Source organism: Bradyrhizobium ontarionense (genome assembly GCF_021088345.1).
In the GTDB taxonomy this organism is placed as follows: domain Bacteria; phylum Pseudomonadota; class Alphaproteobacteria; order Rhizobiales; family Xanthobacteraceae; genus Bradyrhizobium; species Bradyrhizobium ontarionense.
On sequence record NZ_CP088156.1, the window covers coordinates 4,172,390 to 4,189,194 of the forward strand.

At 65.6% G+C, this 16,805-nt stretch carries 4 protein-coding genes; all 4 read right to left on the reverse strand.

Annotated features, from left to right (window positions below; genetic code table 11):
• Window positions 1-30 precede the first annotated feature (30 nt).
• The 4 genes from LQG66_RS18560 to LQG66_RS18575 are packed head-to-tail and all read right to left on the reverse strand — an operon-like array spanning window position 31 to window position 16,719.
• Entirely contained in the window at window positions 31-4,227 is a 4,197-nt protein-coding gene (locus LQG66_RS18560; RefSeq protein WP_231327615.1) for a non-ribosomal peptide synthetase, read from the reverse strand.
• A complete protein-coding gene (locus tag LQG66_RS18565) occupies window positions 4,220-8,968 on the reverse strand; it encodes a type I polyketide synthase (protein WP_231327616.1) in 4,749 nt (1,582 codons plus the stop codon). Before LQG66_RS18565 ends, LQG66_RS18560 begins: the two co-directional genes overlap by 8 nt.
• Entirely contained in the window at window positions 8,965-13,341 is a 4,377-nt protein-coding gene (locus LQG66_RS18570; protein WP_231327617.1) for a non-ribosomal peptide synthetase, read from the reverse strand. The genes LQG66_RS18565 and LQG66_RS18570 overlap by 4 nt, the downstream gene beginning before the upstream one ends.
• A 27-nt stretch (window positions 13,342-13,368) precedes the next feature.
• A complete protein-coding gene (locus tag LQG66_RS18575; RefSeq protein ID WP_231327618.1) occupies window positions 13,369-16,719 on the reverse strand; it encodes a non-ribosomal peptide synthetase in 3,351 nt (1,116 codons plus the stop codon).
• Window positions 16,720-16,805 lie beyond the last annotated feature (86 nt).

Sequence of the window (16,805 nt, forward strand, 5' to 3'; positions counted from 1 at the left end):
ATGGTCCGGGCCGGATGACCGGCCCGGCAATCAGTCGCCCGATGCCGCAATCGCCTCGGACAGACATGAACGCAGACTTTCCGCGAGAACGCCGACATGCGGTTCGTTCATCATCGTCACGTGATCGCCGGGCACCCGGAATACCCGCACCGGCCGGGATGACACGGCGCTCCAGCCCAGGCTGTCCCGAAAGATTGCGTCACCATCTGCTGAGGAATCGTCCGCCGGGCCGGCATCGTGCACCCGGAACAACGTCACCGGCACCGCGGACGGAGCCGGATGGTAGCTGCGCCGCGCCTCGACATGGGCCCTGCTGACATTCAGCAGATTGCACATCATCTTGTAGGCGTCGCCGAACGGCAGCGCGTCGGCGCGCTCCAGATGTGTCAGGACATGCGTGATCTGGTTGTCGAGCGGGAGATCCCGGATGTCCTGCAGCGAGAGCGCGAGCTGCTTGCCCATGAAGCGGGCGATCGTCTTGGCCGCCGCCGCCAGATCGCGCGTATCGGTGTCGCGCGAGAGATCCCCCGCGAGCGCGTGATCGGACGGACGCGCGAGCGTCGAATCGAACATCGCCTGCAGGGCGACCTGATGACCGGCCTCGCTGAGCTGGCGCGCCATTTCATAGACGATCACGCCGCCAAGCGAATGTCCGCCGAGAAGATAAGGTCCGGCCGGCTGCAGCTGTCGCAGCTTCTCGACATAGTCCGCGGCCATTTCGGCGATGTCGCGGTGCGGATCACCATCGCCATCGAGCGCCCGGGCCTGAATCCCGAACACCGATACGTTGGCCGCGAGGCTTCGCACCAGCGGTACATAATTGAGAACCGTACCACCGCCGGTATGAACCAGGAAAAATTTAAGCCGATGCTCCGCCGACCACATCTTGACGATCTGCTGCGATTCAGCCGGCTGCCGTCCGAGATGTGCGGCGAGGCCTTCGATGGTCGGATTTTCGAACAGGGCAGCGACCGGCACCTTCTTGCCCAGGTTTTGCTCGATATTCACCAGCAGGCGCAGCGCAAGCAGCGAGTGGCCGCCGAGCTCAAAGAAATTGTCGGTGACGCCGACACGCGCGTGCAGCAGCTCTTCCCAGATCTGCGTCAGCCGCAGTTCGATCGCATCGCGCGGCGCCACGTAGCGTCGCTCCGGATCATCGCATTTCTCCCCCGGCGGCGGCAATCGTTCGCGATCGAGCTTCTGGTTCGCAGTCAGCGGCAGCTCATTGAGGAAGACGAAATGCGACGGAAGCATCTGCGGCGGCAGACGCTGATGCAGGAATTCGCGCAGCCGCTTGACGTTGGGGCTCACGCCGGGTTTCGGCACCACATAGGCGATCAGCGCGGGTTCTCCCCGGTCGTCGTGGCGTACCAGGACCGCGCAGGTACTGACATCGGCACAAGATTGCAGCGTGGCGGCGACCTCCATCGGCTCGACGCGGACGCCACGCACCTTCAGCTGGTCGTCGAAGCGGCCGAGGAATTCGAGCGTACCATCCGCTCGATAGACTCCGCGATCACCGGTCAGATAGATGCGGTCTTCGGCAGTGCCGCCAAAGGGATTGGCCGCGAAGCTGCGCGCGTTGTTGTCGGGCGCGTTGAGATAACCGAAGCTGCGGAACGGCGTCCGGACGGCGATTTCACCGGGTTCGCCGACGCCGCACATGGTCCGCGCAGGGGTCAGGACGAGCATTTGCGTTTGGGGCAAGGGACGGCCAAGCGACTGGACGCCGGCGCGCGGCTGCGCTGGTACCCGGTAAAAGCATTTGGCGAGCGTCGTCTCGGTGGGTCCGTAGAGATTGATGATCTCTGCAGGCGACGGAAAGGCGCTTCGCCAGCGCTCCACCAGTGCCGCGGTCAGCGGTTCACCGGCAAAGAAGACATGTCGTAATGCGTCCAGCGAAATCCCGTCGGTCGGGTTCATCAGCCATGCCTCGGCGAGCGACGGCACGGTATGCAGCATCGAGATGTGCTGGTCCTGCAGCCAGCGGAGGAGGTCGGCGCTGGACATGGCGACGGCTTGCGGTGGCAACACCAGCCTGGCGCCCGATGTCAGCGGCAGGAAGATGTCACGCAAAACCACATCGAAGGAGATTCCGGTGAGCTGGCCGCAGCGATCGGCCGGTCCGATCGCGAATTCCTGCCGTTGCCATGCAAGGAAGTGCGCGAGACCGGCGTGAGATCCCAGAATCGCTTTCGGTGTCCCCGTGGTGCCGGACGTGAAGAAAATATAGGCCGGCGTGTGGGGCGCAGGCCGCGCCGCGTCGGCCGAGGACGGCGATCCGTCGATGTCGGCGGCAATGCCATCAATTGCGCCACTGCGCGCGTCGATCGTCAGGAGAGCGAGATCCGGCATGTCGTCGCGCCAGTCATGTTCGACCGGCTGCGTGTCCGGCTGCAGCAGGACGCATGCACCCGCCTCCCGGAGCATCAGGCGTTGCCGCCGTTCGGGAAGATCGGGGCTGATCGTCAGCAGCGTACCGCCGGCGAGAAGGACGCCGGCCATGCCGACGATCAGACCCGGGCAGCGCGGCCCACGCACCGCCACAACGCCCCCCGCGGCAAGACCCTTCTGCCGCAGATGCCCGGCCAGTTCGACCATGCGTGCATAGAGTTGCCGGTAGCTCAGCGCCGCGTCACCCTGCACGATCGCGGGCGCGTCGGGCGTGCGCCTCGCCCATGCGGCAATCGCCGACGGGACCGACAATTGTTCGGGCTGCTCCAATTCCACTGCAGGATCCGGCAACACGATCCCGCGCTGCGGCGCGGCCAGGTCGAAGCTTCCCAGCAACCGGTCGGGATCAATGACCGCTTCGCGAAGAATCGCCTCGAACTGTTCAAGGAACATGGACATGCGCGCCTCGGAATACCGATCGCGCTGATACAGTAGCTTGAGCTCGAGCGAGCCTTCCCATTCGGTCACGTAGAGCGTCATCGCGAATTCGGAGCGCACCGCCACCGGGGCTTCGAAGCTCGCACGCAGGCCAGGCAATTCGAGCAAGCGCGGCGGGCTTGGCGTGAAATTGAAGAACATCTCGAACAGCGGATGGCTCTTCGCGCTACGGTCGGGATCGATGTCACGTACGACCCTCTCGAACGGCACTTCGTGATGCGCCAGTCCGTCGAGCACGCAATTGCGCACGAGGGCGATCGCCTGGCGGAAGGAGAGCTCGGGAGACAGCCGCGCGCGCAGCGCCAGCGTGTTCAGGAACAGCCCGACGAGGTTTTCGGTCTCGAGACGAATGCGCCCGTTCACGGGAGAGCCGATCAGAATGTCTTCCCGTCCGGTACAGCGCATCAGCAATGTCATGAAGCCGGCCAGCAGCGTCACGAACGCCGTCGTGTCTTCCTGCCGGCTCAGCCGGTCGAGTTGCAGCTTGAGGCCTGGCCCGACCAGCCGGTCGCAGGTCGCTCCCACCAGATCGCGTTCCGCCGAAGACGCCGAGTGCAAGATCCGGTCCGGCGGAAGCTCCAGCACGGGCGGCGGATTTTCCAGCTTCCTGCGCCAATAGGACAGGCCTTCTTCGAGCGTGTTGCCCTGGACGCGTTGACGTTGCCAGCGGGCAAAATCCCCATAGCTGATCGGCAGATCGGGAAGATCAGCCTCACCCGACCGGACGAAGGCGGTGTAGAGGCGCCCGATCTCCTCCAGCAGCACGCCGATCGACCAGCCGTCGGATACGATGTGATGCTTGCTGAAAATGAGGAAGTGCTCATGATCCGCAAGACGGATCAATCGCGCGCGCAACAGGCGATCGCGCGCAAGGTCGAAGCCGATGCTGGCCTCTTCACCGTATCGGCGCCGGCACTCGGCCTCGCGTTGCGCCGTATCAAGACCCGTAAGGTCGACGATGTCGATTGGGAACGGCGAGGGCGGATTGATCCGCTGCGCCGGGTGACCATCCCGCACGAAGAAGTTCGCCCGCAGCATCTCGTGACGGCGGATGATCTCGTCGAAGGCCACGTGCAAGGCAGGCAATGACAAGGTGCCGATCAGCCGCAACGCGCCGGTGATGATGTAGGCGGGATCGCCGGGCGCGAGCCGATCCAGAAACCATTGCCGCTCCTGGGCAAAGGACAGCGGCGCTTCCTCATCGCTGTCACGGGACCGGCGCACCAGTTTTGCCACGCCCTCCCCGCCCTTCGGATCGACCCGGGCGAGACGGCGCAACAGCAAATCGCGCTGTTCTGGAGAGAGCTCCTTGATACGAGCGAAGGAATTATTCATGACCCGCCGTCATCTGAGCATGGCTTTCCGCAACGAGGAGCGCCTGGATGCGCGTCTCCGACAATTCTCCGACCTCGGCCAGCATCCGTTCGAGCATATCGGGATCGACCTTCCGGGCCTGCGCATCGACGATGGTCAAAGCCAGCTCGGCGATGGTGCGCACCTGAAGCAGGGTGGCCAGCGACATCTCGACCTGCAACTCCGAGGACAGCCGGGCATTGAGCTGGGTGGCCAGCAGGGAATGGCCGCCGAGTTCGAAGAAGTCGTCATGGATCCCGATCCGATCGACGTTGAAGAGATCGCGCCAGATATCGGCCAATGCGGCCTCGAGATGCCCGCGCGGCGCCACATAGCTCGCGCGCAGATCGGGCCGCCGATGGGCTGTCGCCGGATGCGGCACGAGGCCCGGACGACGATCGACCCATTGATGGAGCCGGGCGTGCAGATCCCCCGATGACACGACGATCTGGCCTTCGGCGCGATAGGCCAGGATGCGCTCGCAAGCGGCGGCTCCCTCCTGCGGCTGCATGGCAAATTCATTGACGGTCGCGCCAAGGCCGGCGATCACCGACTGGATGTCCGCAAGGCGCCAGCTTTCCCAGTCGATGCTGATCCACGGCGTCGTGCCGGCGCGGTTCTTCCAGTTCGCGAACGCATCGAGAAACAGATTGCCGGCGCTGTAGGCGGCGAAGCCCAGCCCGCCGAGCACGGCCGAGAGCGATGACATCAGCACGCAGAAATCCAGCGGCCGATCGGCGAGAACGTGATCGAGCGTCATGACGCCATGAACCTTGGCCGCGAACTGGTCCTCCGCATCGGCGATGCCGGCCTGGTTGATCTCGCGGAAGGCCTCGACGCCGACAGCCCCGGCGCTATGAATGACCCCGTGCAATTCGCCAAAGCGGGCGTCGATGGTCGCAAGCACGCGTTGCATGGCCTCGCGCGAGGACACGTCAGCGCAGATAACGAGCACTTCGGATCCGAGCTGCTCGAGCGCCATCAACTGCCGGATCTTCACGCTGGTTCGGTCCGCGATGTCATGTTCGGCAAGCCAGCCGTCCCATTGCGCGCGCTCCGGAAATGCCGAGCGGCCGACGAGCACCAGCCGTGCCCGAACGGCCTGCGCAAGATGGTTCGCCATGACCAGGCCGATTCCGCCAAGACCACCGGTCAGCAGATAGACGCCGCGCTCGCGGAATGGCGAGCCGGCAGCCGCGACGGGCTGCATCCTGACAGCTTCATATCCCTGGACCCAGCGCCGTCCATGACGGTAGGCCACAATAGGTTCGGTCCGTTCGCCGCAGATCTCGCGCATCAGCTGGCTCACGAGTGGCTCGCGGCGGTCGATATCCTCGGGAGGGATATCGAAGTCCAGGCAACGGCAGATCAGGCCCGGATGCTCCTGTGGCGCCACCAGCGCCGGTCCAACCATGGTGGCTTTCTCCGGCGCCAGCGGCTCGTCGCCGCTGACATTGCAGAGCCGGTTGGCGACGATGTCGATCCGGGTCTCGCTTTCCAGCCGCTCACCGCAAATCGCCTGCACCAAGCGTATGAGACTGTGATAGCCGGCATCCTGAGCGGCATCGAAACGCGATCGCGACGGCACGCCGGCCTGATCCCGATGGGTGAGCTGCCACAGATGCACGATGCGCCGAGGTGCCAGCCCGCGCTTGCCCAGCTCGCGCAGCAGGGCGCGGTAGTCCTCGGCACGGCGCGGATCGATGACATAATTCTCGCCGTCGCGACGAAATGCGTTGCCGGCCGCGACGGTCACGACAGCAGCGCCGCCTCGGCCGAGTTGATCGGCGAGATCACGGCCGACGCCGCCATGATCCAGGAACAACAGCCAGGTGTGGGCGGGTGTCGCGCTCGCGCCTGCGGGGGCCGCAAGCGAGGGCTTCCAGCACGGCAGATAGAACCAGTCCTCGATATCAGGCTTCTTGGTTGCGACCGCGATGCCCCGTCCACCGGCAGGCGGATCGATCCAGTAGCGTTGACGCTCGAACGGATAGGTCGGCAGCGGAACCAGACGCGGATGCCGACCGGCCGCGAAAGGCGCGGTGTCGACCGGCACGCCCGCGAGCCACAGCAGGCCGACGCCGCGCATCAGGACAGCGAGCTCGGCCTGACGGCCATACGACCAGCGCATTGTCGGAATCACCGGATTCGTCCGCGATGCGACCCGCGCCCGCTCCGTGATCGCATGAGACGCAAGCGACTGACCGGGACCGATTTCGAGCAGGACGCGACCGGAATCGGCGAGCAGCTCGCAAAGGCCCTGATGAAACCGCATGGTGCAGCACAAATGCTCCGCCCAATAGCGCGGTGTCGTCGCCTGCTCGTCCGTGATCCATGTCCCGGTGAGGCACGAGACATAAGGGATCTTCGGCGGATTCAATGCGAGCCGCGCCAGCGTGGCAAGCAGCGGTGCGACGATCTCCTGGAGCATTTCCGAGTGGTAGGCATGGGTGCTACGCAGCCGTCTCGAGCTGATGCCGCCCGCAACGAGCCGGCGCTCCAGTTCCGCGATTCCGGCCTCGTCGCCCGAGGCGACCGAGAGCGCGGGGCCGTTCACCGCCGCGAGCGAGACGCTGCCGGGCAGCAAGGCGCGCATATCCGTTTCGCCCAGCGGCACGGCCAGCATCGCGCCACGCTTCACGCATGTCTGGATCAGCTGCCCCCTGATGGCCACCAGCTCCAACGCATCCGGCAGCGACAACACACCGCTCAGACAGGCAGCGACAAACTCGCCGATGCTGTAGCCGATCATTGCATCGGGCTCGACCCCCCAGCTGCGGAGCAGCTCGGCCAGGGCGTACTCGGTGACGAAGATCATGGGCTGGGTTGCGGCGGGCAGATCCTGAGCCGCATCGCCCTCGTCAGCCTGGCGCGCGCAGGCCAGCATGGCGCGCAGGTCGAGGCCGGATGTGCTGGCCACCACAGCGTCGGCCGCGAGCACCGGATTGGACCAGTCGCGATCCGGATAGAGATGATCCCTGATGTCTCGATCCATGTGCGGGTGCAACAGCGCGGCGCAACGATCGACCGCGCGGCGAAAGGGGAGCTCGGTGCAATAGAGCTCCCATCCCATTCCGGGATAATGGTCGCCGAGCCCGGAAAACATGAAGGTGACCTGCGGCCGTCCCTCCAAAGACGAGCCGGTGGTCAGTTGCTGCGGATCGCATGCCCGTAAGGCTGCGATGGCCTCCGTGCGATCGCGGCAGACCAGAAACCGCCGATGCGCGAAGGCTCTGCGGTTGCGCCGCAGGCTGTGAGCGACATCCGCCAGCCCGCCATCGGGCCGTGTCTCCAGATGCTCGGCCAGGCGCCCGGACATGGTCTCCAGCGCGGCGGGCGAGGACGCCGACAGAACGAGGAGCTCGAACGGTCTGGCAGGTTGTTCAGGATTGGCGATCGTGTCGCGTCGAGGCGCTTCTTCGAGCACGACATGCACGTTGCTGCCGCCGATGCCGAACGAACTGACGCCGGCCCGCATCGGCACCGCGCCGGGAGCGACCGACCTCAATTCGCTGTTGACGTAGAACGGCCCGCCGCTCAGGTCAGCCTTCGGGTTGGCCTGGCGAAAATGCAGGCTTGGGGGAATCTGCCGATGCTGCAGTGCCAACACCGTCTTGATCAGGCCGGCAATGCCGGCCGCCGCATCGACATGCCCGATATTGCTCTTGACCGAACCGATCGCGCAGAATTGCCGGCCGTCTCCATAGCCCGCAAAGGCCTCGGTCAGCGCAGCGACCTCGATCGGATCGCCCAGCAGCGTCCCCGCCGCATGTGCTTCGATCATCGACACCGTATCCGGCTCGATCCCCGCCATCGCCATCGCCTCGCTGATGACGCGGGCCTGAGCCGCTTCGCTTGGCGCGGTATATCCAACCTTGAGATTGCCGTCATTGTTGGTGGCGGAGCCGCGGATCACGGCGCGAATAATATCGCCGTCGCTCATCGCGTCATCGAGCCGCTTCAGGACCACGACGCCGACGCCGTCGCTGGAGACCGTGCCGCGGGCGGCGGCGTCGAACGGCCTGCAGTGCCCGTCCGGCGACAGGATGCCGCCCTGCTCATATTGGTAGCCTCCGACGAGCGGCAGGTGAATCGACACGCCGCCGGCCAGCGCCATGTCGCTTTCATGCGCGAGCAGGCTCTGGCAGGCCAGATGCACCGCCATCAACGAGGTCGAGCACGCGGTGCCAACGCTGATGCTCGGCCCGCGAAGATCGAACAGATAGGATGCACGGGTCGCCAGGAACGTCGGATCGTTCCCCAGCGCGGTCTGGAACACGCCTGCGGTTTCGACCGCCTTGCGGTTGGGCCAGACGTTGAGAAGCAGATAGGTGCTCAGAATGGTGCCGGCGACGACGCCGATCGCGCCTGGATATCGTTGCGGATCGCAGCCGGCATCCTCGAGTGCGGTCCATGCGCATTCGAGAAACACCCGCTGCTGCGGATCCATCAGCTCCGCCTCGCGCGGACTGATGCCGAAGAAGCCCGCATCGAAACAATCGGCCTCGTCGAGAACTCCCTTGGCGGCGACATAGCCCGGCTTTTCCGAGACCTTCCGATCGATCCCCGCCGCTTCGAGCTGTTCGGGCGTGAAGAAGGTGATGGACTCGACGCCCTGGCTCAGATTGCTCCAGAATTCGTCGGCATTGTTCGCGCCGGGGAGCCGGCAAGCCAATCCGACGACCGCGATGGCGCCAGCGGGCGATGCGCTCTCGACGCTCATTGCAGATCCTTCGTGGTCACGGCTTGCGGATGGCGGTGATCGCCGATGCGGCGCATCGCATTCTGACGTGCCGCGGCACGCGCGGGGCCGGCCGGCCCGGCCGCGGCCTGCGGCGGCCTGATTTGACCAGACTGCAGGCTGAGACGCTGGGCCAGCGTCTCCACCGTCGGATATTTGAAGAGCTCGGTGACGGCGATGTCCATGCCGAGATCCTGCATGATCCGGTCCTGAACCTGCAGCAGCAACAGCGAGTGTCCGCCCTGGTCGAAGAAATTGGTCTTCCGGCCGATCGCTGCCAGCTTGAGAACGTCTCGCCAGATCGTCGTGATCCCGATCTCGATGCGGCCGCGCGGCGGCGCCGTCACATTGACGGCCGCAGCCGAGTTCATTGTCGCCATCGTCGACAGGGCGCGACGGTCGAGCTTGCCGCTAGCCATCAGCGGCAAAGCGTCGAGCGCCGTGATGCTCGCGGGCACCATGTGCCTGGGCAGGCGCTGCTGCAGGCGTTGCTTCAGATCGGCGGCATCGAAACCACCATCCGCCGGCAATGAACGCTCGGGCGATCGCGGGGCGCCGTCGCGAAACAATTCGCGATGGATCGGCGACGCGCGGAACACCTCCGCATGGTGCAGTGATTCATGACGGAATGACGCCGGCGCGTGATCGCGTCGATGCAGCTCGCCTTCGACAAAATAATCGGGATTGCAGCCGTTTTCGCACAATCTGGCACTTGCGACGGCGTCGATCCGGTCGCCGGCACGAACCGGCAGCGCAGGATGAAACAGCGGAAAGAAAATCGGCAGCCAGCAATGCTCGTGGTCCAGAATGTCGACCGGTTCGCCGGCCCCGGTGTCGAGCGTGAGCCAGACCAGAAAGCCGGCGAGCTTGCCGTCGCGGCGGATGCTGAAGCTGCCCGGCCGGACGAACTCGGGCGCGAGCGCGGCGTCGAATTCGAAGTCCTCGAAGATGCGGGGCTCGGCCAGAAGATGCGAGCGGTCGAGGCCCTTGACGCACAGGCGCAGATCGAAGGGATATCCGATATCGTCGAAGATCCAGTCGACATAGCGCGCCGCAAGCGCGCCGAATGCCGGCTGCTGAAGCAGCGATTCCGGAAGCTCCACCGGCGCATAGAGCGTGGTGCTGCGCCGGGGGATCATCCTCGATTCACGGGCGAGCAAGCGCCTGACGCTGTTGATGATCACCGCCGCCCCTTCGCTCCCGCCGATCGAACCGACGATCTCGGACACGCACACATCCGCGGCTTCCGGCAGTTCGATCCTGGTGGCATCGCCATGCAGCACATCGATGCGGTCTTCGAGGCCGAGCTCGGCGACCCGCGTGCGCGCCTTGGTCCAGCTGTCTTCGAGCAGTTCGACCGCATAGACCTTGCGGGCGCCGGCCTCGGCACAGAAGCGCGCCAGCAACGCCTCCGGACCGGTGCCAACTTCGAGGACGATGCGATCCTTCACGACGTCCGCGATCGCCGCACGGTAGCTGGCGTTGCGGCGCTCATCGAAGGTCATCGCGTGATAGGCGATGTCGTCATAGACGAAGAACTCGGCGATCGATGGCCACCATTCATAACGCGACGAACGCGCGGCGCGATCAGCGACCACGAAGGCGGCCAGCCGCATGTCGTCGCCACCAGTGCCGACCGCGATGACCGCCGCTTCGCGCACCCCGGGCTGTTCGCGCAGCACCGCCTCGATCTCGCCGGGCTCGATCCGGAAGCCGCGGAGCTTGAGCTGGTCGTCCAGCCGCCCGAGGAATTCGATGTCACCTGCAGGCAGGAACCGCGCCAGATCACCGGTGCGATAGAGGCGCGCGCCGGGCACGTCGGAGAACGGGTCGGGACAATAACTGGCCGCAGTCAGATCGGGGCGATTCCAGTAGCCGCGCGTGACGCCGGGGCCGCCGACATGGAGATGGCCGGCGACGCCGGCGGGGACCGGACGCAGATGGGAATCCAGAATATAGACCCGTGCCTCTCCGATCGGCCGGCCGATGCCGGGCTTGCTGCCGTCGGGCGCAATCTCGGCGACCGTCGCGCATACCGTGATCTCGGTCGGCCCATAGGCGTTGAGAAAGCGCCGATTGCGGCCCCATCGCCTGGCCAGATCCGCGGCGCAAGGCTCGCCCGCCGACACCAGCGTCTGCAGCGCGACAAGCTCCTGCCCGGGCATGCGCGCCAGAACCGATGGCGGCATCGTCACGGTCGTCACACCCCAGCGCCGCATCAAGCGCGACAGCTCGCTGGACGGAATCAGCAGCTCACGCGGCGCCATATAGAGGCGTGCGCCCGCCACCAGCGCCGTGAAGATCTCCGAGACCGAGGCATCGAAGCTCAACGATGCGAATTGCAGCACCCGGCTCTGCCCGTCGATACGGAATGCCGCGATCTGCGCGTCGACGAGGTGACACAGCGACCCGTGTGTCGCGACGACGCCCTTGGGCCGCCCGGTCGACCCCGACGTATAGATCAGGTAGGCCGCATTGTCCGGGTCGGCTCCGTCGTTCAGATTGCGGTGGTCGTCCTCGCTCACATCCGCTGCCGTCGCGTGGTCGTCGTCGAGCATGACGATCCGGGCCGTGCAATCGCGGAGCTTGTCCGCCAAAGCGGATTCCGTCAGCACGATCTCGGCGCCGCAGTCCGCGATCAGGCTTTGCAACAGCGATTGCGGCGACGACGGCTCGAGAGGAACATAGGCCGCGCCGGCCTTCATCACAGCGAGGATCGCAACCAGCCGCGTCAGCGAGGCCTCCATGCAGATCACGACGCGATGCTCGATCCGTACGCCGAGCGCGCGCAATCGCCGGGCAAGCCGATTGGCCTGCGCGTTGAGACCGTCATAAGTGAGTTCAACGTCGCCGTGAGGCGCCGCGAAGATGGCGGCGATCGCATCGGGAGAACGCCGCGCCAACGCTTCGAACCGCCTGATGCATGAAAGCTCCGGCTCGGCGCTGCTGCCGACGGTCGCTGCCGCGCGCCGGCTCCACTCGGTGATCAGCTGACGGTTCTCTTCCGCGGTCACGAAGTTCAAGTCGGCCAATTTGCGCTCGGGAGGCCCGGTCATGTCGACGAGCAGCGTGCGCAGATGCGACAGCATCCGACCCATCGTCGCGTCGTCGAAACGACCGCGATCGTATCCCACGCCGAGCCTGCTCTCGTCGCGGACCGCCATCATGATCGTCAGCGGGAAATTCGCGCGCTCGACGAAATCGAAATCGACGATAGCAATGCCGCCGCCCCGCAGGCGTTGCAGGGACATCGGGAAGTTCTCGAACACCAGCAGGCTTTCAAACAACGGCGTACCGCGCGCGAGGGACGACCAGCGCTGCACGTCCGTCAGCGGCGTGTGCTCATGCAGCCGGGTCTCGGCCTGGTGTTTCTGCAGCGCGGTGAGCCACTCGCCGACGCGCTGCCCGCCCGCGGTCGCGACGCGGACGGCAATGGTGTTGATGGTCAGTCCGACCATGGTTTCGACGCCGGCAAGCTCCGGCGGACGTCCCGCCACGGCCGTCCCGAACACCACGTCTTCGCCCGCACTATAGCGGCTGAGCAGCAGCGCCCACGCGCCCTGCAGAAAGGTGTTGAGGGTCAGTCCCAGCCGTCGCGCCGCCTCGCGCAACGCATCGACGTCGCGGCGCGGGACATCGATGAACTGAAGCCCATAGGCATCGCCATTGTCCACCGCCGCCGCATCGGGTTCGCGCGCGGCCACCATGCCATCGACGCCGAGCGGCGTCGGCTCATCGAAGCCGTCGAGATAGTTGCGCCAGAACGGCTCGTCGTCAGCCACAGGGCGACGACGATGCCACGCGATGAAGTCCTGATAGGAGCGCGCCGGCCCCAGCTCCGCCGGACGATTCTCTCGATAAGCGGCATAGACGGCGAAGAACTCCTCGAGGACGATGGGGACCGACCAGGCATCCAGGATGATGTGATGCCAGGTCCAGACCAAATGGTGATCACCCTCCGACAATTTGACGAGCTTCAGCCGCATCAGCGGCGCACGCCCCAGATCGAAAGCCAGGCGCCGTTCCGCTGCGCATAACCGGCGCAACTCCGACCGCTGATTTTCGGCCGCAAGCTCGCGCCAATCCAGCACCTCGAGCGGCAGCCGCAGCGGGGGCCCGACCACCTGAAGCGGCTCGGTCAATCCTCGCCAGGCAAAGGCCAAGCGTAACGCAGCGTGGCGCAACAGCATCTCCTCCCAGGCGGATTGAAACGCCGCCCCATCGAGTGGGCCGCGCAGCCGGCAGGAGAGTTGCTCGACATAGACGTCCGAACCTGGCGCCGTCACGCTGTGGAACAGCATCCCCTGCTGCATCGGCGAGAGCGGGTAGGCATGCAATGCGGCGGGATCGCTCATCTACGCTCTCCGGCAACCTGAAGGGCTTCATCTTTCGTCAAACGCGACCTGTCCGATGGCGGCTTTGAATTGCTCGGGACTGATCGGGGGAAGGCCGGAGCCGGCCGCCACCGCGGCATGGCTCTCCACCGGCACGGCGCGGCGTCCCAGCGCCTCCGCCAGCGCGGCAATCGTACGATGCAGAAAGACGTCCTTCGGCTCGATCGGCAGCCCGGCCCGCCGGCATCGCGAAACGATCTGAACACTCAGGATCGAATCGCCGCCGATGGCAAAGAAATCGGCGGTCACGCTCACCCGCGGATGACCCAGTACACCGGCCCAGATCGCAGCGATCGTCGCCTCGGTCGGGTCGCGCGCGGCGATGAAATGATCCGCCGGACCGACCTCCCAATGGGGCGCCGGCAGCCGGCGCTGGTCCAGCTTGCCATTGGCGGTCAAGGGCAGCGCGTCCACGACGCAGAAGGCAGCGGGTATCATGAACAACGGCAGATGTTCGCCAAGATGCCTGCGGATGTCTTCGAGTTCGGCCGGCCCGGCCGACCGGCCATTCCCTGACGCGAGCGAAGGCACGACGTAGGCGACGAGCTGCCTTTTGCCAGAAGGATGCTCGCGCGCAATCACCGCCGCCTTGGAGATCGCCGGATGATGCAGCAGCGCCACCTCGATCTCCCGTGGCTCGATCCGAAAGCCGTGCAGCTTGATCATCTCGTCGACGCGGCCGAGAAAATCGATCTTGCCGTCGCTGCGGCGGCGCGCCAGATCGCGGGTCCGGTAGAGACGGGCACCCGGGCTTTCACTGAACGGATCGGGCACGAAGGCCGACGCGGTCCGCTTCTGCTCATTGACATAGCCACGCCCGACGCCGATGCCGCCGATATAGAGCTCACCGACCACACCGGCCGGCACTGCCGCGAGATTGCGGTCCAGCACATAGGCGGCCATGTTCTGGATCGGCGAACCGATCGATGCAATGGGAACGGCCAGGTCGGCCGCGTCGAGGCCATCGAGCGTGTAGTGGCACTGGTCATCCGAGCATTCGGTGGAGCCATAGGTGTTCAGCACCGGAATATGCGGATAGAGTTCCAGCCAGCGGCGCACCAGCACGACCGGCAGCGCTTCGCCTGTCGGTACCATCCATCGCAGCGCAGCCAGAGCAAGCCTTCCCGACTCGCAGGCCGACACATGGTCGATCAGCGCGCGCATCATCGCCGGCACCAGCTGAAGGACAGTCACGCCTTGTCGCTCGACGGTCTCGACGAGCGCGCTCATATCCTCGGCGACCTCGTCCGGAATCACGACGGTGCGCCCGCCTGAAATCAGCGGGGCGAGGCTTTGCCAGACGACGACGTCGAAGGATTGCGGTGCGTTCTGGGCGAGCGCGTCGTCTTCGCCGAAACCGAGATCCGACAATTTGCCCAGCACATGGTTGATCATGCCGCGATGCTCGACCATCACGCCCTTGGGATTGCCGGTCGATCCGGACGTGTACATGACATAAGCGAGATCGCCGCCGCGCACCGCGTCTGGCTCGGCTCGCGCGCCGTTGCCATCCATCTCCTCGACGGCGATCACGCGCGGCCGATCGGCCTGCGGCAGCGCCCCGATCGCAGCGATGATGTCCGATCTCATGGCCGCCGTGGTGAGCACCAGTTGTGCGCGGCTGTCCCGGAAGATCTGGCTGGCGCGGGATAGCGGATGGCGGGGATCGAGCGGCAGGAAGGCGCCCCCCGCCCGCGAGGTGGCCAGCAGCGCCGTCACGAAATCGATCCCGCGGGGCAGCATGATGGCGACGATCACGTCAGCGCCGACACCAAGCGCAGCCAGCTGGCCAGCGATGTCTTCCACCCGGCGGTCGAGCCCGGCGTAGCTGACCGAGATATCACCGCAACTCACCGCAATGGCCGCGCCGCGCCTTGCGGCTTGCGCGGCGAACAGTTCGCAGATGGACGTCGCCGCGGGAAGCCCGGCCGCGGGACCACGCGCGGAGGCCATCGCACTTCGGCTTTCCTCCGCCGTCAACAGCCGCAGCTTGTTGATCGGGCGATCGGGATCCGCGATGGCCTCGCGCAACAAGGTTTCGAAATTATGCGCGATACAGACGATCGTCTCGGGGCGGAATAGATCTGCGGCGTAACGCCAGGAGCCCATCAACCGGCCGCTTTCGTCCTCCTTCATTTCCAGGCTGATATCGAACTGGCCCTCCTGCTGCGCCAGCGGCCAGGGTTCGAGCTCCAGCGCACCGAACGGAATATGCGGCTCATCCGGTCCCGGCAGCAGTGCCCGCGACAATTCCTTGAAGCGATGGAACGTCTGCAGGACGAAGGAGGCCTGGAAGATCGGCGGGCGGCTGAGATCGCGTGCCGGCTGAAGGCGATCGACGAGCAGCGAGAACGGAAAATCCTGATGCTTGATGGCGCCAACCACCTTGCGGGACGACTGCGCCAGCGTCTGTCGGAAACTCGGAGCATCGGCGAAGTCAGCGCGAAGCGGCACCATGTTGACGAAATCGCCGACCACGCCGGCGAACTCCGCGCGATTCCGCCCCGATGTCGGCGCGCCCACGACAATGTCGTCCTGTCCGCTGTATCGGTGCAGCAGAGCCTGAAACGCGGCCAGAAGCGCCATGAAGAGCGTGACGTTCTCAGCGCGGGCCAGTGCCTGCAGCCGTTGCGTGAGATCGGAGGCAATCTGCAGATTGATCGTGCCGCCGCGAAAAGACTGCATGGCCGGCCGGGCGTGATCGGCGGGCAGGTCGAGCACCGGAAGGTCGCCCGCCAACTCCGCCTGCCAATAGCGCCAATGCGCGTCACCGGCGGCGCCCTCGAGCATCGCCCGCTGCCACCGGACGTAGTCCTCATAGGACAATGGCTGCGGCGGAAGCTCGGCTCGCCGCCCGGACGTCTCGGCGGCGTAGCTGTCCCTCAACTCATCCATCAGCACGATCAGCGACCACAGGTCGCTGACGATGTGCGGAATGCTCAGCAGCAGGACATGGTCATGCGGACTGCGGCGGAACAGTGTGACGCGCAGCGCGGCATCGGATTTCAGATCGAAGGGCAATCGTGCGTGGTCGCCTATCGCCTGATCCAGCCGGGACCGGCTCCATGCCGATGCATCGTGCAATTCGAACCGGACCGCGTGATGCTCGTGCGCCCGCTGTTGCAGCTTGCCATCCTCATTGCTGAATTCGATCCGCAAACAGGGATGCCGGTCCGACAACATCTGCAGGGCACGGTGCAACGCCTCAACATCGAGCTCGCCGCGAATGCCGGCCGGAAACACGATGTTGTAGGCAGGGCTTTCGGGCGCGAGCTCCCACAGGAACCAGAGCGCCTCCTGGCCGTGCGATAGCGGATGCCAGGCACCGGTGCGTCCCATTCGCTCGCGCAGCAAGCGTCGCAACCGGGCTCGGTCATCCTCGGGCGCAACGTCAGCTTGCTCGGAGGTCATTTCGGTCATGCCCG

Excerpts from the sequence above, each read along its gene's own strand:
- LQG66_RS18560 (WP_231327615.1), bottom strand. The coding sequence starts at position 4,227 with ATGAATAATTCCTTCGCTCGTATCAAGGAGCTCTCTCCAGAACAGCGC.
- LQG66_RS18565 (WP_231327616.1), bottom strand. The coding sequence starts at position 8,968 with ATGAGCGTCGAGAGCGCATCGCCCGCTGGCGCCATCGCGGTCGTCGGA.
- LQG66_RS18570 (WP_231327617.1), bottom strand. The coding sequence starts at position 13,341 with ATGAGCGATCCCGCCGCATTGCATGCCTACCCGCTCTCGCCGATGCAG.
- LQG66_RS18575 (WP_231327618.1), bottom strand. The coding sequence starts at position 16,719 with ATGGGACGCACCGGTGCCTGGCATCCGCTATCGCACGGCCAGGAGGCG.